This is a genomic window from Streptomyces sp. 8K308 (genome assembly GCF_004348315.1).
Classification (GTDB): Bacteria; Actinomycetota; Actinomycetes; order Streptomycetales; family Streptomycetaceae; genus Streptomyces.
In genome coordinates, this window is record NZ_SMKC01000040.1 from 1 (window position 1) to 23,835 (window position 23,835).

Consider the following 23,835-nt stretch of genomic DNA (forward strand, 5'->3'; position numbering starts at 1 on the left):
CGCCCGGGGAAGGGCGGCGGTCAGCCCACCCTGGTGATCACCAGGCCGTTGAGGTGCCCGGTCTGGCCGTAGACGGTGACGTTCAACTGGCCGTCAGATACGTCGATCAGCGTGAAGGTCTGCCGGGTGATGGCGTTCGGCGAGCCGATCACCTGCCCGCGGTCGCCGCCCTCGAAGACGAAGCCGGAGCGGGAGGAGCCGGCCGCGTCGCCGACGTAGGCGGTCGCCGCGTAGGTGCCGTTCGGGACGTCCGTCCTGAACTCGTAGCGCCCGTCGAAGTAGGCGACGAAGTCGCGCCCGAGGTCGTCGGCACCGGGGCCGCGGTCCCGGGCGATGAGGCCCGTGGCGTCCGTGAAGCCGTGGCCGCGCTCCGGCGTGTACAGCGTCTCCGGGCTCACCCCGACGAAGCCCTCGGCCACCGGGCTCTCGGCCGGGCCGAAGTCGTACCGCAGGTCGGCCGCGCGGGTGGTGAGCCGCAGCTTGGGCGAGGGGGCGGACTGGCCGCGGCCGTTGACCGCGATCACCCGCACGTCGTAGGCGGCGTCCTCGGCCAGGCCGCCGATGTCGGCCAGCGGGATGGGCGAGGTGGTGGCCAGGGCGAACTCGTCATCCGGCACGTCGCGGCGCCGCCGTTGGACCCGGTAGAGCTCGGCGCCCGGCACCTCGTCCCAGGTGAGCCTGGCGCCCTCGTGCGAGACCAGGGTCGCGACGGGCGCGGCGGCCGGCCGGTCCGGACGGTGCCGCGGCGGCGCGGTGTCGCGGACGTGGCGGGCGAGCGGGACGCGGAGCCGGGCCACGTCGAGCGCGATCAGCCGGGCGATCTGGACGGCGCCGTAGCGCTGGAAGTGCGTCTCGTCGATGGTGCCGAACGGGCGGTTGGGGTAGACGCCGGGCGGCACGTGCAGGAAGACCGACCTGGCCTCCTCGATGCCGATGCCGTCCAGGTACGCGCGGCTGGAGGCGGAGAGGTCGACCAGCGGCACGCCCTCCTCGGCGGCCACCTCCACGGCCTTCTCGACGTACTCGGGGAAGGAGACGTTGAACCTGCCGGTGGCGCGGTTGAAGTCGCGGCGCGAGACGGGCGTGACCACGACCGGGATGGCGCCCCGGGCGCGGGCCCCGCCGATGTAGTCGTCGCGCAGGAACTCCTTGTAGTCGGCCGGCGGGGTGTACCGCTCGGGCCGGCTGACGGTGGCGTCGTTGTGGCCGAACTGCACGAACAGGTAGTCGCCCGGCTGGATCACGTCCAGGATGGCCTGGAGCCGGCCCTGTTCGATGAAGCTGCGCGAACTCCTGCCGCCGATGGCGTGGTTGGCGACGGTGACGGCGTCCGAGAAGAACTGCCCGAGCACCTCGCCCCAGCCGGCCTGGGGCGCGTAGTAGGGGTCGTAGGTCTGGGCCGTCGAGTCGCTGGCGATGTAGATCGTGGGACCGGTGCCGGTGCTGCTCGCCTGGCCGGCGGCGTGGGCCGTCCCTGGCAGCGCGAGGCCGGCGGCCCCGGCCGTGGCCGCGCCGGCGAGCGCGGCCCGCAGGACCGTCCGTCTGCGGTGGCCCGCGGGGGGCGTGGCGGCTGTTCCGTCCATCCGTTCACTCCTGTGTGTCCGGTGAATCGATTCATTCAGCAGGCGTGACGCGGCCCCGGGAGCGAGTCGTCGGGGCGGGGCGCCCGGCAAGCGCGCTTGCTGAATTCGCGCCAGAGTGTTCCCGGCCGGCTCGTCGGGAGTCAAGGGGCGTGACACTGTGACGCGTTGGTCCCGTCACACGGCTGGCGGCGCGGGCGGGGTCGGTGGCAGGCTCGTGCGGTGCTGATCGCGGACGAACGCCATCGCCTCGAACTGCGGCCGGTGGGCTACCAGTTCCCGGCCGCCGTGGGGGACCACTTCGACGACAACTGGCTGGTGGTCGCCGGTGCGGTGACGACGCCCGAGGGCAGCTGGTCCTTCACCGACCCGTGCCTGCTCGTGGCCGAGGCGCGGTCGATCGGCCCCTGGCTGAGGACGTTCTGCGGGTCCGACCCGGTGGCGCCGCCGGCGGTGCTCGACTTCCTCGAACCGCTGCTGGCCTTCCGGCGGGACGACGCGGGGACGCTGGGCGTTCGGCTCTCGCACGAGTCGATGCCGCCGTGGTGCGCGGGCGACGAGCGCTGGGGCGAGTACGAGTTCGCCGTGGACACCACGGCGGAGCGGCTGCGCCGGGCGGCGGAGGAGTGGGAGCTGGCCCTGAGATCGTTTCCCCCGCGCTGAGCTGACCGGGCTCGGGGGGCGGTGGCTGTCAGTGGTCGGTGGGACCATCGGCCGCATGGAAGAGGAGATCATCCCGATCCTGCGGGTGCGGGACGCCGCGGCGGCGGTCGCCTGGTATGCGCGGCTCGGCTTCGTTCAGCAGTGGGAGCACCGTTTCGAGCCCGGGCTCCCCGTGTTCACGGAGGTCGCGCGTGGGCGGGTGCGGCTTTTCCTCTCGGAGCACGAGGGGGACGCGCGGCCCGACACCCTGGTCTACCTGCGGGTGCGCGACGTCGACGAGGTGGCGGCCGAGTTCGGCGTCCAGCCCGAGGAGGCGCCGTGGGGGCGCGAGATAGCGCTGCGCGACCTGGACGGGAACCGGCTGCGGATCGGCACGCCGGGCGGTTGAGCGGGCGCCTGGCCGCGGGCGGGCGGGCCCGGGCGGCTGCCCGGGCCCGACGGGGGTCACTTCTTCAGCGGCTGGTTGAAGCGCAGCATGTTGCCGGCCGGGTCGCGGAACGCGCAGTCGCGGACGCCGTAGGGCTGGTCCGTGGGCTCCTGCAGCACCTCGCCGCCCGCGGCGCTGATCCGCTCGAAGGTGGCGTCGCAGTCGTCCGTGGTGAAGATGACGCCGCGCAGCAGGCCCTTGGCCATCAGTTCCGCCATGGCCTGCTTGTCGGCCGGTGAGGTGTTGGGGTCGGCGGCCGGCGGCTCCAGGACGATGTTCACGTCCGGTTGCGAGGGCGCCCCAACGGTCACCCAGCGCATCCCCTCGAAGCCGACGTCGTTCCGCACCTCGAGGCCGAGCACGTCGCGATAGAAGGCGATCGCCTTGTCGTGGTCGTCGACGGCGATAAAGCATTGGGAAAGGCTGATGTTCATACCGGTCACGCTACGGCTGACCGGCGGAGCTCGCTTCTCCGTTCCTGACCGGTCGCGTGTGGATCTTGGCGATGCACGCCGGGATGGCCGCGCCGTGATCATGGCTCCGGGCCCGGTAGGCGCTGGGGCTCTCGCCGACCAGCTGGGTGAAGCGCGTGCTGAACGAGCCGAGCGACGTACAGCCGACCGCGAAGCAGACCTCGGTCACCGAGAGGTCGCCGCGCCGCAACAGCGCCTTGGCCCGCTCGATGCGACGGGTCATCAGGTAGCTGTAGGGCGTCTCGCCGTAGGCGGCGCGGAAGCTGCGGGCGAAGTGGCCCGTCGACATCAGGGCCTCACGCGCCAGCGCCGGCACGTCGAGCGGCTCGGCGTAGTCGCGGTCCATCCGGTCGCGGGCCCGCCGCAGCCGGACGAGGTCGTCGAGGTCCAGCCGTTTCACCCGGTCAGTCTCGCACAGCGGCTCGCGCCCGGGGCGGTCGGGAACCGATCAGGAATGAAGAAGCGCCGGTCAGGGGGCCGTACCTAGTGTTCGAACCATGGACATAACCATTCACTGGACCTTCCTCCCGCACGACGACCCCGAGGCCTCGCTGGCCTTCTACCGCGACACCCTCGGCTTCGAGGTCCGGAACGACGTCGGCGACGGCACGATGCGCTGGATCACCGTCGGCCCGGCCGGCCAGCTCGGCACCGCCATCGTCCTCGAACCACCGGCCATGGATCCCGGCGTCACCGAGGACGAGCGCCGCACCATCGTCGAGATGATGGCCAAGGGGAGCTACGGCCGCATCACCCTTGCCACCCCCGACCTCGACGGCACCTTCGCACGGGTGCGGGCCAGCGGCGCCGACGTCGTCCAGGAGCCGACCGACCAGCCGTACGGGTTCCGCGACTGCGCCTTCCGCGACCCCGCAGGCAACATGATCCGCTTCAACGAGGTCCGCTGAACCCACCCCGCGATCGCGGCCGTGGTCGGTCGACCGCGGCCGCCGTCGTGCGGACGAAGGTAAATCAGACATACTGCTCGACGCTGGTCGGAACCAGCCAGGCGACGCCGGGACCGCGAGGGCGGCCCTCGCACGACCCGGATGCCCGACGGATGCCCGACCCCGGATCCCCGACCCGGATCCCGACACGGATGGAGACACGATGAGCGAGGCCACGGGGAAGGGCGCGCCCGCGTCGCACGTCGCCGACAGCCACGACATGATCCGCGTGCACGGCGCGCGCCAGAACAACCTCAAGGACGTCAGCATCGAGATCCCGAAGCGGCGTCTCACGGTGTTCACGGGCGTCTCGGGCTCCGGCAAGAGCTCCCTGGTGTTCGGCACGATCGCCGGCGAGTCGCAGCGGCTGATCAACGAGACCTACAGCGCCTTCGTGCAAGGCTTCATGCCGACGCTGGCGCGGCCCGAGGTCGACGTGCTCGACGGGCTGACCACCGCGATCATCGTCGACCAGCAGCGGCTCGGTGCCGACCCGCGGTCCACCGTCGGCACCGTCACGGACGCCAACGCGATGCTGCGCATCCTCTTCAGCCGGCTCGGGCAGCCGCACATCGGCCCGCCCAACGCGTACTCCTTCAACGTGGCCTCGGTGCGGGCGAGCGGCGCGATCACGGTCGAACGCGGTGCCAAGAAGGCGGTGAAGGCGACCTTCTCCCGCACCGGCGGCATGTGCACGCGCTGCGAGGGCCGGGGCACCGTCTCCGACATCGACCTCACCCAGCTCTACGACGACTCCAAGTCGCTCGCCGAGGGCGCGTTCACCATCCCCGGCTGGAAGTCGGACAGCTTCTTCACCGTGCGGGTCTACGCCGAGTCGGGGCTGCTCGACCCGAACAAGCCGATCCGCGCGTTCACCGAGCAGGAGATGCGGGACTTCCTCTACCGGGAGCCGACCAAGGTGAAGGTCGAGGGGGTGAACCTCACCTTCGAGGGGCTGATCCCCAAGGTCCAGAAGTCGTTCCTCGCCAAGGACCGGGAGGCGATGCAGCCCCACATCCGGGCGTTCGTGGACCGGGCGGTCACCTTCACCGCCTGCCCCGACTGCGGCGGCACCCGGCTCAGCGAGGCCGCCCGGTCGTCGAAGGTCGAGGGGATCAGCATCGCCGACGCGTGCGCGATGCAGATCAGCGACCTGGCCGAGTGGGTGCGCGGCCTCGACGAGCCTTCGGTGGCGCCGCTGCTCACCGCGCTGGGGCGGACCCTCGACTCCTTCGTGGAGATCGGCCTCGGCTACCTCTCCCTCGACCGGCCGTCCGGCACGCTGTCGGGCGGCGAGGCGCAGCGGGTCAAGATGATCCGGCACCTCGGCTCCTCGCTCACCGACGTCACGTACGTCTTCGACGAGCCGACGTCGGGCCTGCACCCGCACGACATCCAGCGGATGAACGACCTGCTGCTGCGGCTGCGCGACAAGGGCAACACGGTCCTCGTCGTGGAGCACAAGCCCGAGGTCATCGCCATCGCCGACCACGTCGTCGACCTCGGCCCGGGCGCCGGCGCGGCCGGCGGCGCCGTCTGCTTCGAGGGCACCGTCGAGGGGCTGCGGGCCGGCGACACCGTCACCGGCCGCCACCTCGACGACCGGGCCGTGCTCAAGGAGAAGGTGCGCGAGCCCGTCGGCACCCTCCCGATCCGCGGTGCCAGCACCAACAACCTGCGCGACATCGACGTCGACATCCCGCTCGGGGTGCTCACCGTGGTCACCGGCGTCGCCGGCTCCGGCAAGAGCTCGCTCCTGCACGGCTCGCTGGTCGGTGGCCCGGAGGCGACCGGCGCGGGCGTGGTGTCGATCGACCAGACCCCGATCCGTGGCTCGCGGCGGAGCAACCCGGCGACCTACAGCGGCCTGCTCGACCCGATCCGCAAGGCCTTCGCCAAGGCCAACGGCGTGAAGCCGGCGCTGTTCAGCGCCAACTCCGAGGGCGCCTGCCCCACCTGCAACGGCGCCGGCGTCGTCTACACCGACCTGGCGATGATGGCCGGCGTCGCCACCCCCTGCGAGGAGTGCGAGGGGAGGCGGTTCCAGGCCGCGGTGCTCGAACACCGCCTCGGCGGCCGGGACATCAGCGAGGTGCTCGCCATGTCGGTGTCCGAGGCCGAGGAGTTCTTCGGGGCCGGCGAGGCGCGCACCCCGGCGGCGCACGCCATCCTCGACCGGCTGGCCGACGTCGGCCTCGGCTACCTCACGCTCGGCCAGCCGCTCACCACGCTCTCCGGCGGCGAGCGGCAGCGGTTGAAGCTGGCCACCCACATGTCGGAGAAGGGCGGCGTCTACATCCTCGACGAGCCGACCACCGGCCTCCACCTCGCGGACGTCGAGCAGCTGCTCGGCCTGCTCGACCGGCTGGTCGACTCCGGCAAGTCCGTCGTCGTGATCGAGCACCACCAGGCGGTCATGGCCCACGCCGACTGGATCATCGACCTCGGCCCCGGCGCGGGGCACGACGGCGGCCGGATCGTCTTCGAGGGCACGCCGGCCGACCTCGTCGCCGCCCGCTCCACCCTCACCGGCCAGCACCTGGCGGCCTATGTCGGCGCCTGATCACCCGGCCGTCGGCGGGCGGCCGCCCGGGCGTACGATCGTACACGTGGCCAAGGAGTACTTCGCGGGCGATCCGCGCACGAACCTGGGGCGGATGCTCGCCGGTGACCTCTACATCGCGGACGACCCGGAGATCGGCAGGCGGCTGCACCACGCCATGCGGCTCGCCGCCCGCTACCACGCCGCCTGTCTCGAGGACCCGGACGGTGCCCGGGGCCTCCTGGCCGAACTGCTCGGCTCGCTGGGCGAGGGCGCCGAGGTGCGGCCCCCGCTCCACGTCGACTACGGCACCAACATCACCATCGGGGCCCGCACCTTCGTCAACTACAACCTGACCGCCCTGGACGTCGCCCGGATCACCATCGGCGAGGACTGCCAGATCGGCCCCAACGTCCAACTGCTCACCCCGACCCACCCGCTGGAGCCCCAGCCGCGCCGCGACAAGCTGGAGGCCGCGCGCCCCATCACCATCGGCGACAACGTCTGGCTCGGCGGCGGGGCGATCGTGCTCGCCGGGGTGACCATCGGCGACAACTCCGTGATCGGCGCGGGCGCGGTGGTCACCAAGGACGTGCCGGCCAACGTCGTCGCCGTCGGCAACCCGGCCCGCCAGGTCCGCGAGATCTGAGGGGGCCGGCACCGCCGCCCCCATCGGGCCCTGGCCCGGGACCGGGCCGGTGCCCTACCGCGGCAGGGCCTGGACGGTCTCGGCGAGGGAGTCCTCGATCGGGGTGGGGGTGATGGCGAAGGTCTCGGTCGCGGCGGTGGAGTCGAGGACGAACGGCCTTCTGAACTGGTACTGGGTTTCCCGCAGTTCGCGTACCAGGGGGTCGAAAAGGCCACCGAGCCACAGGACCGGGCGCGGCATGGCCGCCAGGCGCGGGGTGGGGGCGCCCGCGATGGAGCAGGCCAGGGTGGTGAGTCCGCGGATGGAACGGGGCGGGGCGGTCGGCACGTGCCAGGGGCGGCCCCAGGCGCGTTCGTCGGCGGCGACCGCGACCAACGTGCGGGCGACGTCGCCGACGTAGGTCCAGCTGTGCGGGGCGTCGAGGTCGGCAGGGACACGGGCCCGACGGCCGGCCAGCGCCGCCGGGAGCGCGGCGGCGGTCAGCAGCGAGAGGGTGCCCGCGCCCAGGTAGTCGGAGCCGCGAACCTCGGTGACCCTGACCCTGCCGGCCTCGTGCGCGGCGAGGGCCTCCTCCCAGAGGCGGGCCCTGACGCGGCCCTTGACGCCGGTCGCGCGCAGCGGGGTGCGCTCCGTCATGGCGCCGTCGACCGGGCCATACCCGTAGAGGTTGGACGTGGTGGCCAGCACCGCGCCGGCGGACTCGGCGGCGCCGAGCACGGCGGCGGCCAGCGGCGGCCACTCCGCGGCCCAGCGGTGGTACGGGGGAGCGGCGCAGTTGTAGAGGGCCGCCGCGCCCTCGGCGAGCTCGGCGAGCCGGCCGGCGTCGGTGGCGTCGGCGGTGACCCGTTCGACGGCCGGGTGCTCGGGGCCCGTGCCACGCCGCGTCACCAGGCGCACCCGCTCGCCGCGTTCGGCGAGGAGGAGCGCGGTGGCCGTGCCGACCGGGCCGGCTCCGACGATCACGTGCAGGGACATGCGAGCGACCTCCGTGCGGTGTTCTCGAGGAGGACGACGTTCCGAGGACGACGTTCCCGACGATCACGGTACGCGCGTGGCGCGCGGCGGCGACAACGGGGTCAGCCACCGCCGGCCGGGTCCCGCGGGCTCGCGTCGTGCACCAACAGGGCGATCTGGACCCGGTTGTTGAGGCCGAGGCGGGTCAGGATCCGGGAGACGTGGCTCTTCACCGTCGGGACGGCCAGGTGGAGTTCGCGGGCGATCTCCGCGTTGGAGTGGCCGCGGCCGACCGCCTCGGCGACCTCGCGTTCGCGCTCGCCGAGCAGCGCGAGACGGGCGCGCGCCGCGGTGGCCCGGTCGTCGCGCCCCGTGTCGCCGCCCGTGACCCGGTCGATGAGCCGGCGCGTGACGGCGGGCGAGAGCACCGGGTCGCCGGCGGCCACCGTACGGATCGCGGTCACGATCTCGCCCGGCGGGGTGTCCTTGAGCAGGAAACCGGCCGCGCCGGCGCGCAGCGCCCGCAGCACGTGCCCGTCGGTGTGGAAGGTGGTCAGGACCAGCACCTCGGGCGCCTCGGATCCGGCGCGCAGCGCCTCGGTGGCGGTCAGCCCGTCGACGCCCGGCATCCGGATGTCCATCAGCACCACGTCGGGGCGGTGCGCGGCCACCAGCGCCGCGACCTCGGCGCCGTCGGCGGCCTCCGCGACGACCTCGACGTCCGGGGCGCCGCCCAGCATCAGGCGCAGCCCGGCCCGCACGATCGCGTCGTCGTCGACGAGCAGGACGCGGATCATCGGCCTCCCTCCATCTCCGCCGCCGGCCAGGGTAGCCAGGCCCGCACCAGGAACCCGCCCCCGGCCGGGCCGGCCCGCAGCTCGCCGCCGGCCAGCCGGGCGCGTTCGGCGAGACCGAGCAGACCCTGGCCGCCGCCCTCCTGGCGGAGCGCGGCGCTGGGCGGCGCCGCGTTGCGGACCTCGACGGTGAGCCGGGCGGCCGGGTGGCCGGTCACCCGGATCGTGACGGCCGCGCCCGGCGCGTGCTTGCGGGCGTTGGTCAGGGCCTCCTGGACGATCCGGTAGGCCGTCCTGCCCACCAGGGGCGGCGGCGCGGGATCGCCCGGCGGGCCGGTCAGCTCGATCGGCCCGCCCGCGGTGCGGGCCTCGGCCACCAGCCGGGCCAGGTCGGCGAGTTCGGGCTGTGGCCGGTCGCCGTCCGCCGGGTCTGCGCGCAGCACGCCGATCACCTCGCGCAGGTCGTGCAGCGCCTGGTGGGCGCTCTCCCTGATCACCCCGGCCGCACTGGTGATCTCGTCCCGGGAGGCGCCGGTGTTGAACTCCAGCGCGCCGGCGTGCACGCTCAGCAGCGACAGCCGGTGCCCCAGCACATCGTGCATCTCGCGGGCGATCTCCTCCCGCGCCTCGCGCCTGGCCCGCTCGGCCCGCAACTCCGCGTCCGCCTCGGCCAGTTCGGCGCGCTCGCGGAGCGAGGCGATCAGCTGCCGCCGGGAGCGCCTGAACAGTCCCCAGCCGATCGCCCCAGCGAGCAGCGCGAAGTAGGTGCCGGCCGAGGAGGCGCGCTCGGGGTCGAGCTCCGGCAGGTGCCACAGCACGACCGGCAGCGGGGCGAAGGCCAGCGCCGCCACCCAGGCGGTGGTCCGCCAGGGTCGGCTCGCCGCCACGGTGAACAGCGCCACCATGGCCGGGCCCGTCAGGTAGTGCGCCTGGCTGCCGGCCACCAGCAGGACCACGGCCAGCTGCGTGGGCCAACGACGGCGCAGCAGGACGGCCGCGCAGCCGAGGCCGCCGACCAGCTGGTCGGCGGCCCGCCAGGCGGGGCCCGGGTCGCCGTCGACCGGTACGGACTGCGAGCTGACCGCCGCGAAGCAGGTGGCGAAGACCAGCAGCCCCAGGTCGGCGGCCCAGTCCCGGCGGGTGCGGTGGACGGGAGGCAGGCGGTGCATGCCTTGGCAATCTACGCGCGCGCGTGCCGTCCGGGAGACGCCGGGCGACGACGCGATACCAAAGTACGAGCGGGAGGCTTCCTTTGGCCGGGCAGGTCGGGACCGAAGCCGGAAGCGCGCGCGGCCCCGGAACCCTAGCGTCGAGTCATGATGTCGACCGGATCCCGCAAGTCCCCGCTCGCCGCCGTGTCGGGCGCGCTCTGCTTCGTCCTGGTGGCCGGCGGCGCGAGCGGGCTGTTGTACGAGTGGCTGGGCTGGTTCCGCCTGTTCGGCTTCCTGCGCCTCCTGGTGCCCGAGGGCTACGAGGTGTACGGCTACGTCGTCATGATCGCGGCGGGGGCGGTGATCGGTGCGGCGGGCGAGCGGGCCGGCAGATAGGGCTGGCAGGCAGGGCGGGGAAATCTCCCGGCCGGCTGTCAGTGGTGGCTGGGAGTATCGATGCCATGGACACGGAGCGGGGGAGGAGCCCGGTCAAGGCCCTTCGCCAACCGCGACGATCTGCTCACCCAGGTCGGCCCCCGGGTCTACGAGCGGCTGCAGCCGGACGAGGCCACCATCGCCCGGCAGCGGGCGAGCGGCCGGGACCGCGCGACCTATGTCGCGCTGATGCGCGAACTGGTCGACCGCGTCAGCTCGTTCAGGGCCGGCTACCTCGCGATGCTGGAACTGCGCCTGGAGGCGACCCGCCGCCCCGGGCTGCGCGACGTGCTCACGGATCGGGTCAGGGCCGACGTCGAAGCCAACGTGGCGTACCACGAGCAGTCGGGACTGCCGGGGGACGCCACCGCCGTCCGGCTGCTCATGATGGCCCTCAACTGGCTGATCGTCGAACAGTTGACCCTCCCTGGGGTGTTCTCCGAGGAGGAGCGCGAACGGCTCGTCGCGGCGGCGGTCGAGCGGATCGTGACGCCGGTCAGCCCGTCGTGAGCTCGTCCCCGATCCACGCGGTGACCGACCCGTGGCGCGGGGACCAGCCCAACTCCCGGCGGGCGCGGGAGGCTCGGACCCGGCTGTTGGAGCCGAGGGCGTAGACGGCGGGCTCGTAGCCCCAGGCTTCGATGGCGGCCTCGACATCCCACGGCTCGGGTCCCGCGACGCCCAGCCGCTCGGCGATGGCGGCGCTGATCGCGGCGAAGGACTCCTCGCCGTTCTCCACGAAGTGGAAGGAGCCGGCGGGGGATTCGGTGAGGGCGCGGAGGTAGAGGTCGGCGACGTCCTCGATGTGGACGTTCGACCAGACGTTCAGGCCACGGCCGACGTGGCGGGCGACACCGCTGGCGCGGGCCTGGCGGACCAGGGCCGGGATCTGGACGCTGTCGCGCGCCGGGCCCAGGCCGTGGCCGTAGATCAGGGTGTTGCACAGCACCGTGGAGCGGACGCCGGAGTCGGCCGCCGCCAGGACGAGGCGGTCGATGGCGACCCGGGCCGCCTTGTCGGGGGCGGGGCGCCAGGTCGAGCCGGGAGCCATGATCTCCTCGGTGAAGACCGCGTCCGACGGCTCGCCGCGTGAGTCGGTTCCGACGATGCTGGAGCCGCTGGTGTGGAGCAGTGGCTTGCCGGAGCCGGCCAGGCCGGCGATCAGCGCCTCGACCGCGCCACGGTGGTCGCTGTCGGCCGCGTTGACCACGGCGTCCGCCGCGCCGGCCTGTGCGGTGAGGAGCGCGGCGTCGTCGAGCGTCCCCACCACCGGGGTGATGCCCAGCCGGTCGAGCGCGTGGGCCTTGGCGGGGTCGCGGGTGAGGCCGACGACCGTGTGGCCGGCGGCGACGAGACGCACGGCGACCGAGCCGCCGATGTATCCGGTCGCGCCGGTGACTAGCACCTTCATGAGGAATCGCTCCTGTGCGGCGAGAGAATGCTTGCTTGCGCGGACTATTCTTGCTCGCGATAGTAGGCGTCTGCAAGTAACCGGCGCCTACAGGGCGCGCGGCGCTCGGCCCGGGGCGTTCGGGGTGTTCGGCGTTCGGGCTGGGCGGCTCAGCCGTCCGCGGTCTCCAGACGGCGGGCGATGGCCCGCAGGCCGAGGGTCAGGTCGGCGGCGCTCGGGGCGCGGTCCGGGTCGACCAGCCACTGGTGGACGAGGCCGATGATCAGGGCCATGTGGACGGAGCCGATGGCCCGCGCCGTCCGCTCGTCGCCCTCGCCGTCGCCCGCCGCGTCGACGTCGTGCAGCTCCCTGGCCATCCGGGGGCGGGCCCGCTCCAGGGCCTCGGCGATCTGCTGGCGGATGTCCGAGGAGCGCTCGGCCTGGGCGTAGGCCTCGACGGCGGCGACCAGCATCGGGCGGTCCGCGGTCACGGACTCGATGATGTCGGACCACATCCCGTCGAGACGCTCGGCGTCGCCCCCGTCCGCCGCCTGGCCGGGGGGCGGGACCGTGCGGTCGCCCCACTCGTGCAGCGCCTCGAGCAGGGCGGCGTTGAGCAGGGCCTCCTTCGAGCCGTAGTGGTAGTTGATCGTGCCGAGCGGGGCGTCGGCGGCCGCAGCGAGGTCGCGCGAGGTGATGCGGGCATAGCCGCGCTCCGCCAGGAGGCGCCTGGCGCCGGCCATCAACCGCTCACGGTGTCCCATGCGGTGCACCCTATCGCGGGCTTGAACGTACGTTCAGACGAGCCGCCGCACGGCCGCCGCCGCCTTCAGGTCGGCCCAGAGACCGGGGCCGGCCGCGACGCGTGGTCCGAGCCGGAACACGGTCGTCTTCTCCAGGTTCCTGACGTGGAGGTGGACCTCGGTCGGACCCGGGTGGGCGAGCACGGCCTCCTTCAGGCGCCGCACCGCGGCCGGGTTGATCGCGGACTGCGCCATCTCGAGACGGACCGGCGCGTCGGAACCGGCATGGCTCAGGTCGGGTACCTGAGTTCCAGGCCCTGGGCCACGCGGCTGGCGATCAGCATGCCAGGATTCAGGGCCAGGGCACGCAGCGCCGAGGCGGCGGTGAAGCCGAGCACGCCGACGACGAAGACCCGTCGGTGGCCGGCGATGTCGCCGAGCCTGGCGCCGCTGATCAGCCCGGCGCCGAGTGCCAGGGTGTAGGCGCTCAGCATCCACTGGAGCTGCGCGGGAGAGGCGTCGAGGTCGGCCTGGATGGAGGGAAGGGTGACGTTGAGGATCGTGACGTCGATCAGGTCGATGAACGCCGCGAGCAGGATGGCGGTCAGGGCCAGGGTTCGGGTTCTTCCGGGCGGCAGGGATGACACCCGCGGCTCCTCTCGGCCGGTGGCGGGGTGGAGGGCATGAATTTCATTGAGTGGTGCAGATATTGCGCTACTCATTAACTGTGCCACTCAATATCTGAGTGGATAAGATGATCTCCGAACGAAAGGCGTCCAACCCGTGCCCGAGCCCGCCCCCGACCCAGCGGTCGACCGGCTGATCGACGAGATCCTCTCCGTGATGCCGGACATGGCGACCGCGACGGTGCAGCTCAACGAGCTGGTGGCCGGGCGCCTCGGCGTCTCCACCATCGACCTGCAGTGCCTCCACGCCCTCGCCAAGGCCGACGCGCCGCTCGGCGCCGGCGAACTGGCCAAGCGGCTTTCCCGCACCACGGGCGCCGTCACCCGCATGATCGACCGGCTGGAGGCGGCCGGCTACGTCGAACGGGCCGCCGATCCCAACGACCGCCGCCGCGCGCTGGTGCGGGTCACCGAGCGGGGGCGGACCCTCTCCGCCGACTACTACGACGGCATGGGGCGCCGCGCCACCGAGCTGCTGTCCCGCTTCGACGAACACCAGCTCCGCGCCGTGCTCACCTTCGTCACCGCCACCAGGGACGACGCCACGACCGAGGCCACGCTGCTGCGGAACGCGCCGGCCACCGAGGGCGGGGGGCGGGCCCGATGACGCAACGGCCCTACCTCGACGCCCTGATCATCTTCGAACGCGCCGGCCAGGTGTTGCTCGCCGAACGGGCCAACACCGGCTATGCGGACGGCCAGCTCAACCTGCCGAGCGGCAAGGTCGAACACGGCGAGAGCGTGGTGCGGGCCGCGGTCCGCGAGGCACGCGAGGAGGTCGGCGTCGATGTCGACCCCGCCGCGCTTCGGATCGTCCACACCATGCACTACCGGACCCCCGAGGGCGCGGCGCGCGTGGGTTTCTTCTTCGCCACGGACCGCTGGGCCGGGCCCCTGCGCAACGCCGAGCCGCACAAGTGCGCGGGCCTCTTCTGGCACGACCCGCGCCGCCTGCCGACCACCGTCGTCCGCTACAACGCGCTGGGCATCGCGCACTACCTGCGCGGCGAGCCGGCGTCGGCACACGGGTGGTAGCCGGTCGCCGAACGACGGTCGCCGAGGAGCCGGACGACGCCACGGAGCATCGCGTCGGACGCCGGCCACCATTGCCGCCCCCGCGGGTCTACGCCCAGGTCGGCAACGGCGGATTGGCGGTCTCGCGGACGGTGGGGCTCGCCACCTGGCCCCGTGGCGTCCCCCGACCGGTCGTAGGCCGGCCCTCCGCCGGGGACGCAGACCGCCGGTGTCGGCCGTGCGGGCCCCAGCCTCGAAGCCTCGGCCGCGAGGGCCGGCCCGCGACCGCCCCGTTTCGCGGTCGGCGTGGGCTCGCCGTCCGCTACCGGAGCGTCCTCCTGCCGGGGGCCGGAGGCCGCGCGCCGTCGGCTTCCACCGCACCGGCGTCGGCCGTGTGAGGCGTTTGGGCATCGGCCCCGAAGCCTTGGGAGCCGGCCCGTACCGCCCGTGTGACGGTCGGCGTCCGCGCCGGCGTGGGGCCGGCTCTGTCCGGGGCGAGGCCCGCGCCGAGCGTCCGAGCGGAAGCCCGGCCTCGTGGTCGCGCCCCGGTCACGGGGCGGCCGTGGCCTCCGCGGCCAGCGCCTCCCCCAGGGAGAGCGCGGCGCCCGCCGCGCGTTCGGCCGTCAGCGCCGGCTCGCCCAGCGCGGCGCGGATCGTGTGCTCGGCCCGGTCCACGTCGTGCCGCTCCCCGGCCGGCAGCGGAGCGCCGGCCGCCCGTCGGGCCGCCGCGGCCGAGCCCAGCAGCCGGGCGGCGACCCGGTGCCGGCCGGCGGCGGCAGCGGCGCAGGCCAGGCCCTCCGCCGCGAGCGCGACCGCGCGCGGATCGCCGCTCGCCACGGCCGCCGCGCAGCCGTCCAGGTGGAGGCGCCTGGCCGTCTCGTGATCTCCCCGCAGCTCGGCCACGAAGCCCAGCTGGGCCAGGACGAACGCTCGCCCCGACGTGCCGCCGACCCCGCCCAGCCAGTCGAGCCACGGCCGCAGGAGGGCCTCCGCCTCGGCCAGCCGACCGCGCCGCCGCGCCACCAGGCCGAGCCCGATGTCCGCGAACTCCTGCGCCCAACGGTCGGAGTGCTCGGCGGCCAGTCGCCGCGCCCGCGTCAACAGCTCCTCGGCGTCCGCCAGATCACCCGTGAGCAGCGCGAGCCGCCCGAGCGCCGACAGCCGGAACGACGCCTCAGGCCACAGCCCCAGCTCCTCCGCCAACCGCAGCCCGGCCCGCAGCCGTTCACCGGCCTCCGCGTACTCGCCGGCGATCTCGGCCCGCATCGCCAGCACCGAGCCGGCCTCCAACCGCCCCCACCCGTCCCCGAGTTCCGTGAACAACGCGAGGCTGTCCGCCGCGTCGGCCGCCATCGCCGCGAAGTCCGGGCGCCCCACCGCCAGTCTCGCCCGGGTGCTCAACGCCGCCGCCACGCCCCACCGGTCGTCGTGCCGCCGGAACGTCGCCAACGCCCGCTCCACCCGCGCCGTCTGCTCGGCCCGCTCGCCCACCGCCCAGTGCGACAGCGCGAGAAACCACTCTGCGTGCGCCAACGCCAACGGCTCGTCGAGCCCCGCGAAGCCGCGCAGCGCCGCGTCCCCACGGTCCTCCGCCGTCATCCCGGCCAGCCACGCCTCGGCCGCCGCCCGCGCGACGGCCGGCGCCGGTCCCGGCACGGCCAGCGCCAGCCCCAGCGCGCGCCGGGCCTCCCCGCCCCGACCACGCAGAAACCAGTACCAGGACAGCGAGTTGACCAGCCGCAACGCCGTCTCCGCCGCGCCGCGCCCGGCCACCCACTCCAGCGCGCCGCGCAGGCCGGGCGCCTCCGCGTCGAGACGCGCCAGCCACTCGCGCTGCCGCCCACCGCGCAGCTCGGGCGCCGCCCGCTCCGCGAGGCCCACGTAGTACGCGGCGTGCCGGTCCCGCACCGCCTCCTCCTCGCCGGCCTCCCGCAGCCGCTCCAGGGCGTAGGCGGCGACCGACTCGAGCAGCCGGAAGCGGCCGTCGTCCGCCACCACGAGCGAGCGGTCGATCAGCCGCGCCAACTCCTCGACCCCGCCCCCGCACACCTGCGCCACGGCCTCCCGCGAGCAGCCGTCCGCCAGCACCGCGAGCCGCCGCAGCACCCTACGCTCCGGCTCGCCGAGCAGGTCCCAACTCCAGTCGATCACCGCCCGCAACGTCCGCTGCCGTGCCGGCGCGTCCCGCGCGCCGGCCGACAGCAGCCGGAACCGGTCGTCGAGCAGCCCGGCCAACTCCCGCAGGCCGAACGCCCGCACCCGGGTCGCGGCCAGCTCCAACGCCAGCGGCAGCCCGTCAAGCCGCCGGCAGACCGCCGCCACCGCTTCCCGGTCGGCCTCGGCGAGCCGGAAACCGGGCGCGGCCGCCGCCGCCCGCGCCGCGAACAGCCGCACCGCGTCCGGGAGGTCCAGCGGCTCGACCGCGAACAGCCGCTCCCCGTCAAGCGCCAGCGGCTCCCGGCTCGTCGCCAGGACCCGCAGCCCGGGCGCCGCCGACAGCAGTCGACCCGCCAACTCCGCCGCCGCGTCCGGCAGGTGCTCGCAGTTGTCCAGCACCAGCAGCCCGCGCCGATCCAGCAGCGCCTCGGCGACCCGCGCCGTCAGGTCCTGGCCGTCCGGCGCGTCGTCCCGCACACCGAGCGCCGCCGCCACCGCGTCCGGCACCTCCGTGGCACCCAGCCCCGCCAACTCGACCAGCCACACCCCGTCGGGGAACGACTCATCCGCCAGCACCCGCTCCGCCACGGCCAGCGCCAACCGGGTCTTGCCGACGCCACCCGTGCCGGTCAGCGTCACCAGCCGGCGGGCGCCGAGCAGTGCGGCGACCTTCGCGACCGCGCCGTCCCGCCCGACCAACTCCGTCAGCCGCGCCGGCAACCGAGGGCCACGAGCCGCCGGGGTCGCCGAAGCGGCCGGTCGGGGCAGGTCCTGCCGCAGGACCGCGGCGTGCAGCGCGGTCAACTCGGGCCCGGGATCCACCCCCAACTCCTCGGCGAGGCCGCGCCGCACCTCCTCGAACACCGAAAGCGCCGCGTCCTGTCGGCCGGCCAGCCACAGGGCCCGCAGCTGCGCGGCGCGCAGCCGCTCCCGCAGCGGATGGGCGACCGCCAGACCCGCCAACTCGCCCGCCACCGCGTCGTAATCGCCCAGCTCGAGTCGCGCCTCGGCCCGCAGCTCGAGCGCGGTCAGCCGCTGCTCGTCGAGCCGCGCCGCGACCGGCCGGCTGAACGCGGCGTCCGCGTACTCCGCGAAGGCCGGGCCGCGCCACAGGCCCAACGCCTCGTCCAGCAAGGCCACCCGCGACGCCGGCCCCGGCTCGGCCGAGGCGGCCGCCAGCAGCTCGGCGAACCGGCCCGCGTCCACCGCACCACGCGCGGCGCGCAGCGCGTACCCGGCGGGGCCGTGCGCCACCAGGGCGCGCCCGCCCGCCTCCGCGCCGGCCAGCGCGCCCCGCAGCTGGGAGACCCGCGCCTGGAGGGTGCTGGTCGGGTTACGCGGCGGACGCTCGCCCCACAGGTCGTCGACCAGCCGGTCGACGGGGACCGGCGCCCCCTCGTGCGCCAGCAGGTCGGCGAGCAGCGCCCGCACCTTGGCGTCCGGGACGGTGACCGGCGCGCCCTCGTCCGTCCAGACGGCCAGCGGGCCGAGCACCCCGAAGCGCATTCCGCCAGGCTAACCGCCCCACGGGGACCACCCGTGGCCGGGCCGTGGCGGACCCGAAGCGGCACGGCGCACCGTGGGCCGGACGAACGCCGTCGCGGCGTTCCATGACGATCCCGGAGAGGAACACGATGTCCGACCGCACGCCCGAGCCCGTGACCGTGATCGGCCTCGGCGCCATGGGCGCCGCCATGGCCACCACCCTGCTGACGGCCGGCCACCCCGTCACGGTGTGGAACAGGACGGCTGCCAAGGCCGAGCCGCTGGTCGCCAGGGGCGCCACGCTCGCCGCCTCGCCCACCCAGGCGCTGGCCGCCGGCGAACTCGTGGTGCTGAGCCTGGTCGACTACGCGGCGATGGACGCGATCCTGGGCGACGTCGACCCGGCCGCCCTGCGGGGCCGGGTGCTGGCCAACCTGAGCTCCGACACCCCGGAGCGGCTGCGCGCCGCCCACCGCTGGGCGGCCGAGCGCGGCGCCGTGCTGCTGACCGGCGGCATCATGGTGCCGCCGCCCGGCATCGGCCAGCCCGAGGCCTATACCTTCTACGCCGGGGACGAGGCCGTCCTCGACGCCCACCGGGAAGCGCTTTCCGCGCTGAGCCGGATCGACTACCGGGGCGAGGACCCCGGCCTGGCGATGCTCTGGTACCAGGCGATGATCGCCGTCTTCTGGCTGTCGATGACCGGCTACTTCCACTCGGTCGCACTGCTCGAGACGGCCGGGGTGCCGGCCGCGGAGGTCAGGCCCTACGTGGCGGAGCTCCTGGGGGGCCTGGCCGCCGACAGCTCGATGGGTTTCCTCAACCACCTCACCGCCGAGATCGAGAACGGCGTCTACGACGGTGAGTTCAACAACCTCGACATGCAGGTCGTCGGCGCCAGGCACGTCGTGGATGCCTTCGCGGACGCCGGGCTGAGCACGTCGCTGCCGACCGCCCTCTGGGAGCTGTTCCGCCGCACCTCGGAGGCCGGCCACGGCGCCGAGGGCCTCACCAGCGTGATCGAACTGGTCAGGAGGCAGGGCGAGTAGCCGGCCGCGCGGGGTGAGAGGTCCGGGCGCCCCGGGGTGTTGGGGGCCTTGGGCGCCCGGACCGGTCTGTCAGGCCGCCGGCAGGATCTCGACGGCGTTGAGGTGCGCCGTCTCGCCGGAGACCACGAGGTTGAGCAGCCCGTCGGTGACCGAGACGCCCGAGTAGGTCTGCGTGGCGGCGGCGTTGGCGGCCGGCGCGAGCCGGCCGGTGACCGAGCCCTCGACGGTGACGTTGGTGCGCGCCGAGCCGGTCGCGTCGCCGGCGGTGATCCGCACGTCGTAGACCCCGTTCGGCACGTTGGCGCGGAACTCGTACTGGCCGTTGAACAGGGCGACGAAGTCCCGCTGCAACGCGTTCATCGCCGTGCCCCGGTCGCGTTCGATCAGGCCGCTGCCCACGAAGCCGTAGCCGCGCGAGGAGGTGTAGGCGGTGGCGGCGGTGACCTGGGCGTACGAGGAGGCGACCGGGCCGCTCGACGGGCCCAGGTCGTAGACGTCGTCGACCGTGTCACGCACGTGGGAGGAGAGCGCCAGGCCCTCGCCGCGCGTCTCGCGGGCGATCAGCCGGGCCATCTGCAGGGCGCCGTACCGCTGGAAGTGGGTGTCGTCCGCGGTGCCGTCCGGGCGGTTCGGGTACTGGCCGGGGGCGGTGTGCAGGAAGACGCCCCTGGCGGCCTCGGGCCCGATGGAGTTGAGGTAGGCGCGGCTGGAAGCGGAGAGGTCGATCAGCGGGACGTTCTCCTCCTGGGCCACCTCGATCGCCCGCTGCACGTACTCCGGGAAGGAGACGTTGAACTGCCCGGTGGAGGCGTTGAAGGAGCGGCGCGAGACGGGGGTGACGATCACCGGGATGGCGCCGCGGGCGCGGGCGCCCCCGATGTAGTCGTTCCGCAGGTACTCCTTGTAGTCCGCGGGGGAGGTGTACCGCTCGGGGATGGAGACCGAGGCGTCGTTGTGCCCGAACTGCACGAACAGGTAGTCGCCCGGCTGGATCCGGTCCAGGATGGTCTGGAGCCGGCCCTGCTCGATGAACGACCGCGAACTGCGGCCGCCGATCGCGTGGTTGGCGACGGTGACGTCGTCCGAGAAGTACCGGTCGAGCATTTGGCCCCAGCCGGCCTGCGGCTCGTAGCTGGAGTTGTAGGTCTGGGCGGTGGAGTCGCTCGCGATGTAGATCGTCGGGCCCGCCGCGGCGGCCGCGGCCGTCCCCGGCAGCCCCACCGCCGCCGCGGCCGCGGCGGCGACCACGGCCAGCGCGGTGCCGGCGGCTCTGAGTATTCCTCTCATCCATCACTCCCGTGTGCTGGACTCTGGCGCCGGCCGCCGAGGCATCGCGTGAATCGATTCATCCACTGCGCGCGAAGCCACGTGGTAAGCGCTTTCAAGGTCTGCGGAAGCGTGACAAGGACACGCCCGAGTGTCAACAGGCGCGGCGCGGAAGGACGTTGAACGGTCGCCAGGCGCGCCGAGCGGTCGTGCCCGCCCGCTGACCCGGCCGGTCGCTGGTCAGGCGAAGCCCAGCCTGGCCGCCCGCAGCTTGGCGACGGCCTCCTCGTCGCCCTCGACGGTGATCTTCGCCGCGCCCTGTCGGCCGGAGGCGAAGATCAGCAGCTCGCCCGGCTCGCCGGTCACCGTGACGACGGGGGCGCCCTTGTGGGCGACGGCCACCTGGCCGTTGGGGCGGCGCAGCACGAGGCCGACCGGGCTGCGGCGCCCCATGATCCGCGCACCGGACTCCACCCGCCGCCACAGCGCGTCCGCGAAGACCGGGTCGAGCGGCCGCGGCTCCCACTCCGGCTGCGCGCGCCTGACGTCCTCGGCGTGGATGAAGAACTCGACCGTGTTGGCCGCCTCGTCGACCTGCTTCAGCGAGAACGGCGACACCCGCGGCGGCCCCGTCCTGATCAGCTGGATCAGCTCGTCGTACGGCTTGGCCGCGAACTCGTTGCGCACCCGCTCGCCACGCGCCGCCAGGGGCTTGATGATGATGCCGCCCGCCGCGTCCGGGCGGCGCTCCCGGACCACGACGTGGGCGGCCAGGTCGCGCGTCGTCCATCCCTCGCACAGGGTGGGGGCGTCAGGACCCGAGGTCTCCAAGAGGTCAGCGAGCAACAGCCGTTCACGCTTCGCATGGGTAGACATGATCTCCACCTTAGAGTCTGCCGCGGCGGGGCGGCAGAATGGACACATGCCCAAGCCAGCCGCTCTCGACCCCGCCATCGCCGCCCGCCTCAAGCGCACCACGGACGGCCTGGTGCCCGCCATCGCGCAGCAGTACGACACCGGAGAGGTGCTCATGCTCGGCTGGATGGACGACGAGGCCCTGCACCGCACGCTCACCACCGGGCGCTGCACCTACTGGAGCCGCAGCCGCCGGGAGTACTGGACCAAGGGCGACACCTCGGGCCACGTGCAGTACGTGAAGTCCGTGGCGCTCGACTGCGACGGCGACACCGTGCTTGTCAAGGTCGACCAGGTCGGCGCCGCCTGTCACACCGGGGACCGCACCTGCTTCGACGCGGGCGCACTCCCGGTCGGGCAGTAGGCTCAGCCGGCATGGACCTCGACCGTTTCCGGGTGCTCGCCAAGGACCGGCGGGTGATCCCGGTCACCCGTCGCCTCCTCGTCGACGGTGACACCCCCATCGCGCTCTACCGCAAGCTCGCGGGCGAGCGCCCCGGCACCTTCCTGCTCGAGTCGGCGGAGAACGGCCGCACCTGGTCGCGCTACTCCTTCGTCGGCGTCCGCAGCTCGGCCGCCCTCACCGTCAGGTCCGGGCGCGCGCACTGGCTCGGCTCGCCGCCCGTCTCGGTGCCGCGCGAGGGCGACCCGCTCCAGGTGCTGCGCGAGACGCTGCGCGCCCTGCACACCCCGCGCGATCCCGAGTTGCCGCCCTTCACCGGCGGCATGGTCGGCTACCTCGGCTACGACGTGGTCCGCCGTCTGGAGTCGATCGGCGACAGCACCCGCGACGACCTCGCGCTGCCCGAGCTGACCATGCTGCTCGCCTCCGACCTCGCGGTGCTCGACCACCGCGACGGCACGGTGCTGCTGATCGCCAACGCCATCAACCACAACGACCTCGACACCGGCGTCGACGAGGCGTACGCGGACGCCGTGGCCAGGCTCGACGCGATGGAGGCCGACCTCGCGCGCCCGGTGCCCGCCGAGGCCGTCGCGCTGCCGTCCGCCGAGCTGCCGGCGTACACCGCGCGCTGGGGCGGGCCCGAGTACCAGGCGGCCGTCGAGCGGGTCAAGGAGTACATCAGGGCCGGGGACGCCTTCCAGGTGGTGCCGTCGCAGCGCTTCGAGACGCCCTGCCGGGCCAGCGCCCTCGACGTCTACCGGGTGCTGCGCGCCACCAACCCGAGCCCCTACATGTACCTGTTCAGGTTCGCCGGCGAGGGCGGCGGACCAGAGGGCGGCTTCGACGTCGTCGGATCGAGCCCCGAGGCGCTGGTCAAGGTCGAGAGTGGCCGGGCCATGCTGCACCCCATCGCCGGCACCCGGCCGCGCGGCGCCACCCCCCGGGAGGACGCCGAGCTCGCCGAGGAGCTGCTCGCCGACCCCAAGGAGCGCGCCGAGCACCTGATGCTGGTCGACCTCGGCCGCAACGACCTGGGCCGCGTCAGCTCGCCGGGCAGCGTGGAAGTCGTCGACTTCATGTCCATCGAGCGCTACAGCCACGTGATGCACATCGTCTCCACCGTCACCGGCCGGCTGGCCGAGGGCCGCACCGCGTTCGACGCGCTCACCGCCTGCTTCCCCGCCGGCACGCTGTCGGGCGCGCCCAAGCCGCGCGCCCTGCAGATCATCGAGGAGCTCGAGCCGACCAGGCGCGGCGTCTACGGCGGCTGCGTCGGCTACCTTGACTTCGCCGGCGACGCGGACACCGCGATCGCCATCCGCACGGCGGTGCTGCGCGACGGCGTCGCCCACGTCCAGGCGGGCGCGGGCGTGGTGGCCGACTCGGACCCGGTCGCCGAGGACACCGAGTGCCGGAACAAGGCGGCGGCCGTTCTCAGGGCGGTGGCCACCGCCGGAAAGCTGCGCGGTAGCGTGGAGGGGTGAAGCGAGACCCCACCACCGGCAGTTCGAGCGCCCCACGGCGCGCGCTCGCCGGCGCGCTGCTGAGCGGCGCGGCCGGGGCCACCGTCGTGTTGATCGCCGCCGGCCAGACCTGGGGCGAGGGCGAGGCATCGGCGGCCGGCGCCGAGCTGCCGGTGACGGCCAGCGGCAGCGCCGTCTCCGGGCTGCCGAGCGCGCTGGCCCTCGTCGGCCTCGCGGCCCTGGTGGCCGTGTTCGCGGTCCGCCGCACCGGCCGCACGGTGGTCTCCTCGGTGCTCGCGCTCAGCGGCGCCGGCTCGATCGGCGCTGCGCTGCTCGGCGCCGGCGACACCGAGGCGCTCGAGCGGAACGCGGCGGAGGTGATGGGCCTGAGCGAGGCGGCCGTGAGCAGCGTCAGCCACACCGGCTGGCCGTGGGTCTCGGCCGTCGGCGGCCTGCTGCTGCTCTGCGCCGGGCTGCTCGCGCTGAGCTACGGCCGGCAGTGGCCGGCCATGTCGGGCCGGTACGAGCGGGCCGGCCGCCGCGCCGAGCGGCGGCGTCCCGGGACCACCGACGCGGACCGGCCGGAGGACATCTGGCGGGCGCTCGACCGTGGCGAGGACCCCACCTAGGACTGTCGGCGGCGACT

General features: G+C 74.1%; 26 protein-coding genes. 13 read left to right on the forward strand and 13 right to left on the reverse strand.

Annotated features, from left to right (window positions below):
• Nucleotides 1-20 precede the first annotated feature (20 nt).
• Nucleotides 21-1,583: a GDSL-type esterase/lipase family protein gene (locus E1265_RS37915; protein WP_207931009.1), complete on the reverse strand. Its 1,563-nt coding sequence runs from the start codon at nt 1,581-1,583 to the stop codon at nt 21-23.
• Between the two features lie 219 nt (nt 1,584-1,802).
• Between E1265_RS37915 and E1265_RS08875 the strand changes: the two genes are divergently transcribed.
• Both E1265_RS08875 and E1265_RS08880 read left to right on the forward strand, forming a co-directional pair.
• Nucleotides 1,803-2,243, forward strand: a complete 441-nt coding sequence (locus tag E1265_RS08875; protein ID WP_132929697.1) for a hypothetical protein — start codon at nt 1,803-1,805, stop codon at nt 2,241-2,243.
• Nucleotides 2,244-2,298: 55 nt separating this feature from the next.
• Entirely contained in the window at nt 2,299-2,631 is a 333-nt protein-coding gene (locus tag E1265_RS08880; RefSeq protein WP_132929698.1) for a glyoxalase superfamily protein, read from the forward strand.
• Between the two features lie 56 nt (nt 2,632-2,687).
• Here E1265_RS08880 and E1265_RS08885 read toward each other — a convergent pair whose 3' ends face one another.
• Nucleotides 2,688-3,104, reverse strand: a complete 417-nt coding sequence (locus E1265_RS08885) for a VOC family protein (RefSeq protein WP_132929699.1) — start codon at nt 3,102-3,104, stop codon at nt 2,688-2,690.
• Nucleotides 3,105-3,114: 10 nt separating this feature from the next.
• Nucleotides 3,115-3,534 (reverse strand): helix-turn-helix transcriptional regulator, encoded by a 420-nt coding sequence (locus E1265_RS08890; protein WP_132929725.1) that lies wholly within the window; start codon nt 3,532-3,534, stop codon nt 3,115-3,117.
• Nucleotides 3,535-3,640: 106 nt separating this feature from the next.
• Between E1265_RS08890 and E1265_RS08895 the strand changes: the two genes are divergently transcribed.
• The 3 genes from E1265_RS08895 to E1265_RS08905 all read left to right on the forward strand — a co-directional run bounded on the left by E1265_RS08895 (nt 3,641) and on the right by E1265_RS08905 (nt 7,281).
• On the forward strand, nt 3,641-4,051 hold the full coding sequence (locus E1265_RS08895; RefSeq protein ID WP_132929700.1) for a VOC family protein: 411 nt from the start codon (nt 3,641-3,643) through the stop codon (nt 4,049-4,051).
• Nucleotides 4,052-4,253: 202 nt separating this feature from the next.
• Nucleotides 4,254-6,653 carry an excinuclease ABC subunit UvrA gene (locus E1265_RS08900; protein ID WP_132929701.1) on the forward strand — a complete coding sequence of 800 codons (2,400 nt, stop codon included), beginning with the start codon at nt 4,254-4,256 and terminating at the stop codon, nt 6,651-6,653.
• A 46-nt stretch (nt 6,654-6,699) separates the two neighbouring features.
• Entirely contained in the window at nt 6,700-7,281 is a 582-nt protein-coding gene (locus E1265_RS08905; RefSeq protein WP_132929702.1) for a sugar O-acetyltransferase, read from the forward strand.
• Between the two features lie 54 nt (nt 7,282-7,335).
• Here the strand turns inward: E1265_RS08905 and E1265_RS08910 are convergent, their stop codons facing one another.
• The 3 genes from E1265_RS08910 to E1265_RS08920 all read right to left on the reverse strand — a co-directional run bounded on the left by E1265_RS08910 (nt 7,336) and on the right by E1265_RS08920 (nt 10,198).
• Nucleotides 7,336-8,256 carry an NAD-dependent epimerase/dehydratase family protein gene (locus E1265_RS08910; protein ID WP_132929703.1) on the reverse strand — a complete coding sequence of 307 codons (921 nt, stop codon included), beginning with the start codon at nt 8,254-8,256 and terminating at the stop codon, nt 7,336-7,338.
• A 101-nt stretch (nt 8,257-8,357) separates the two neighbouring features.
• Nucleotides 8,358-9,032: a response regulator transcription factor gene (locus E1265_RS08915; protein ID WP_132929704.1), complete on the reverse strand. Its 675-nt coding sequence runs from the start codon at nt 9,030-9,032 to the stop codon at nt 8,358-8,360.
• Nucleotides 9,029-10,198 (reverse strand): sensor histidine kinase, encoded by a 1,170-nt coding sequence (locus E1265_RS08920; protein ID WP_132929705.1) that lies wholly within the window; start codon nt 10,196-10,198, stop codon nt 9,029-9,031. Before E1265_RS08920 ends, E1265_RS08915 begins: the two co-directional genes overlap by 4 nt.
• 147 nt (nt 10,199-10,345) lie before the next feature.
• Here E1265_RS08920 and E1265_RS08925 point away from each other — a divergent pair, with 147 nt between their 5' ends.
• Nucleotides 10,346-10,576, forward strand: coding sequence for a hypothetical protein (locus E1265_RS08925; RefSeq protein ID WP_243740630.1), 231 nt, complete (start codon nt 10,346-10,348; stop codon nt 10,574-10,576).
• A 60-nt stretch (nt 10,577-10,636) separates the two neighbouring features.
• On the forward strand, nt 10,637-11,125 hold the full coding sequence (locus tag E1265_RS08930; RefSeq protein ID WP_165953699.1) for a TetR/AcrR family transcriptional regulator: 489 nt from the start codon (nt 10,637-10,639) through the stop codon (nt 11,123-11,125).
• On the opposite strand, the gene E1265_RS08935 is transcribed toward E1265_RS08930, so the two are convergent.
• The 4 genes from E1265_RS08935 to E1265_RS08950 all read right to left on the reverse strand — a co-directional run bounded on the left by E1265_RS08935 (nt 11,112) and on the right by E1265_RS08950 (nt 13,395).
• Nucleotides 11,112-12,026, reverse strand: a complete 915-nt coding sequence (locus E1265_RS08935) for an NAD-dependent epimerase/dehydratase family protein (RefSeq protein ID WP_132929706.1) — start codon at nt 12,024-12,026, stop codon at nt 11,112-11,114. The genes E1265_RS08930 and E1265_RS08935 overlap by 14 nt on opposite strands.
• 149 nt (nt 12,027-12,175) lie before the next feature.
• Entirely contained in the window at nt 12,176-12,769 is a 594-nt protein-coding gene (locus E1265_RS08940) for a TetR family transcriptional regulator (RefSeq protein WP_165953700.1), read from the reverse strand.
• A 33-nt stretch (nt 12,770-12,802) separates the two neighbouring features.
• Entirely contained in the window at nt 12,803-13,003 is a 201-nt protein-coding gene (locus E1265_RS08945; protein WP_132929707.1) for a hypothetical protein, read from the reverse strand.
• A gap of 35 nt (nt 13,004-13,038) precedes the next feature.
• The gene (locus tag E1265_RS08950; protein ID WP_207931010.1) at nt 13,039-13,395 is read right to left on the reverse strand and encodes an MFS transporter; all 357 of its coding nucleotides are present in this window, start codon (nt 13,393-13,395) and stop codon (nt 13,039-13,041) included.
• 136 nt (nt 13,396-13,531) lie between these two features.
• On the opposite strand from E1265_RS08950, the gene E1265_RS08955 reads away from it, so the two are divergent.
• Both E1265_RS08955 and E1265_RS08960 read left to right on the forward strand, forming a co-directional pair.
• A complete protein-coding gene (locus E1265_RS08955) occupies nt 13,532-14,041 on the forward strand; it encodes a MarR family transcriptional regulator (protein ID WP_132929709.1) in 510 nt (169 codons plus the stop codon).
• On the forward strand, nt 14,038-14,469 hold the full coding sequence (locus E1265_RS08960; RefSeq protein WP_132929710.1) for an NUDIX domain-containing protein: 432 nt from the start codon (nt 14,038-14,040) through the stop codon (nt 14,467-14,469). Before E1265_RS08955 ends, E1265_RS08960 begins: the two co-directional genes overlap by 4 nt.
• A 528-nt stretch (nt 14,470-14,997) precedes the next feature.
• Here E1265_RS08960 and E1265_RS08965 read toward each other — a convergent pair.
• Nucleotides 14,998-18,111: a BTAD domain-containing putative transcriptional regulator gene (locus E1265_RS08965; protein WP_132929711.1), complete on the reverse strand. Its 3,114-nt coding sequence runs from the start codon at nt 18,109-18,111 to the stop codon at nt 14,998-15,000.
• Nucleotides 18,112-18,239: 128 nt separating this feature from the next.
• Here E1265_RS08965 and E1265_RS08970 point away from each other — a divergent pair, with 128 nt between their 5' ends.
• Nucleotides 18,240-19,139 (forward strand): NAD(P)-binding domain-containing protein, encoded by a 900-nt coding sequence (locus E1265_RS08970; protein WP_132929712.1) that lies wholly within the window; start codon nt 18,240-18,242, stop codon nt 19,137-19,139.
• Nucleotides 19,140-19,208: 69 nt separating this feature from the next.
• Here E1265_RS08970 and E1265_RS38775 read toward each other — a convergent pair whose 3' ends face one another.
• Nucleotides 19,209-20,426: a GDSL-type esterase/lipase family protein gene (locus E1265_RS38775; protein ID WP_243740631.1), complete on the reverse strand. Its 1,218-nt coding sequence runs from the start codon at nt 20,424-20,426 to the stop codon at nt 19,209-19,211.
• A gap of 219 nt (nt 20,427-20,645) precedes the next feature.
• Nucleotides 20,646-21,281, reverse strand: coding sequence for a TIGR03085 family metal-binding protein (locus E1265_RS08980; protein ID WP_132929713.1), 636 nt, complete (start codon nt 21,279-21,281; stop codon nt 20,646-20,648).
• 46 nt (nt 21,282-21,327) lie between these two features.
• On the opposite strand from E1265_RS08980, the gene hisI reads away from it, so the two are divergent.
• Genes hisI through E1265_RS08995 form a run of 3 tightly spaced genes read left to right on the forward strand, consistent with a single transcriptional unit; the run spans nt 21,328 to nt 23,818 of the window.
• Nucleotides 21,328-21,684: a phosphoribosyl-AMP cyclohydrolase gene (hisI, locus tag E1265_RS08985; protein WP_132929714.1), complete on the forward strand. Its 357-nt coding sequence runs from the start codon at nt 21,328-21,330 to the stop codon at nt 21,682-21,684.
• A gap of 11 nt (nt 21,685-21,695) precedes the next feature.
• On the forward strand, nt 21,696-23,210 hold the full coding sequence (locus E1265_RS08990) for an anthranilate synthase component I (protein WP_132929715.1): 1,515 nt from the start codon (nt 21,696-21,698) through the stop codon (nt 23,208-23,210).
• A complete protein-coding gene (locus tag E1265_RS08995) occupies nt 23,207-23,818 on the forward strand; it encodes a TIGR02234 family membrane protein (protein ID WP_132929716.1) in 612 nt (203 codons plus the stop codon). The genes E1265_RS08990 and E1265_RS08995 overlap by 4 nt, the downstream gene beginning before the upstream one ends.
• Nucleotides 23,819-23,835: the final 17 nt, after the last annotated feature.

Coding starts and splice junctions, on each gene's coding strand:
- E1265_RS37915 (WP_207931009.1), bottom strand. CDS start 1,583: ATGGACGGAACAGCCGCCACGCCCCCCGCGGGCCACCGCAGACGGACG.
- E1265_RS08880 (WP_132929698.1), top strand. CDS start 2,299: ATGGAAGAGGAGATCATCCCGATCCTGCGGGTGCGGGACGCCGCGGCG.
- E1265_RS08885 (WP_132929699.1), bottom strand. CDS start 3,104: ATGAACATCAGCCTTTCCCAATGCTTTATCGCCGTCGACGACCACGAC.
- E1265_RS08895 (WP_132929700.1), top strand. CDS start 3,641: ATGGACATAACCATTCACTGGACCTTCCTCCCGCACGACGACCCCGAG.
- E1265_RS08900 (WP_132929701.1), top strand. CDS start 4,254: ATGAGCGAGGCCACGGGGAAGGGCGCGCCCGCGTCGCACGTCGCCGAC.
- E1265_RS08910 (WP_132929703.1), bottom strand. CDS start 8,256: ATGTCCCTGCACGTGATCGTCGGAGCCGGCCCGGTCGGCACGGCCACC.
- E1265_RS08915 (WP_132929704.1), bottom strand. CDS start 9,032: ATGATCCGCGTCCTGCTCGTCGACGACGACGCGATCGTGCGGGCCGGG.
- E1265_RS08920 (WP_132929705.1), bottom strand. CDS start 10,198: ATGCACCGCCTGCCTCCCGTCCACCGCACCCGCCGGGACTGGGCCGCC.
- E1265_RS08925 (WP_243740630.1), top strand. CDS start 10,346: ATGATGTCGACCGGATCCCGCAAGTCCCCGCTCGCCGCCGTGTCGGGC.
- E1265_RS08930 (WP_165953699.1), top strand. CDS start 10,637: ATGCCATGGACACGGAGCGGGGGAGGAGCCCGGTCAAGGCCCTTCGCC.
- E1265_RS08935 (WP_132929706.1), bottom strand. CDS start 12,026: ATGAAGGTGCTAGTCACCGGCGCGACCGGATACATCGGCGGCTCGGTC.
- E1265_RS08940 (WP_165953700.1), bottom strand. CDS start 12,769: ATGGGACACCGTGAGCGGTTGATGGCCGGCGCCAGGCGCCTCCTGGCG.
- E1265_RS08945 (WP_132929707.1), bottom strand. CDS start 13,003: ATGGCGCAGTCCGCGATCAACCCGGCCGCGGTGCGGCGCCTGAAGGAG.
- E1265_RS08960 (WP_132929710.1), top strand. CDS start 14,038: ATGACGCAACGGCCCTACCTCGACGCCCTGATCATCTTCGAACGCGCC.
- E1265_RS08965 (WP_132929711.1), bottom strand. CDS start 18,111: ATGCGCTTCGGGGTGCTCGGCCCGCTGGCCGTCTGGACGGACGAGGGC.
- E1265_RS08970 (WP_132929712.1), top strand. CDS start 18,240: ATGTCCGACCGCACGCCCGAGCCCGTGACCGTGATCGGCCTCGGCGCC.
- E1265_RS38775 (WP_243740631.1), bottom strand. CDS start 20,426: ATGAGAGGAATACTCAGAGCCGCCGGCACCGCGCTGGCCGTGGTCGCC.
- E1265_RS08980 (WP_132929713.1), bottom strand. CDS start 21,281: ATGTCTACCCATGCGAAGCGTGAACGGCTGTTGCTCGCTGACCTCTTG.
- hisI (WP_132929714.1), top strand. CDS start 21,328: ATGCCCAAGCCAGCCGCTCTCGACCCCGCCATCGCCGCCCGCCTCAAG.
- E1265_RS08990 (WP_132929715.1), top strand. CDS start 21,696: ATGGACCTCGACCGTTTCCGGGTGCTCGCCAAGGACCGGCGGGTGATC.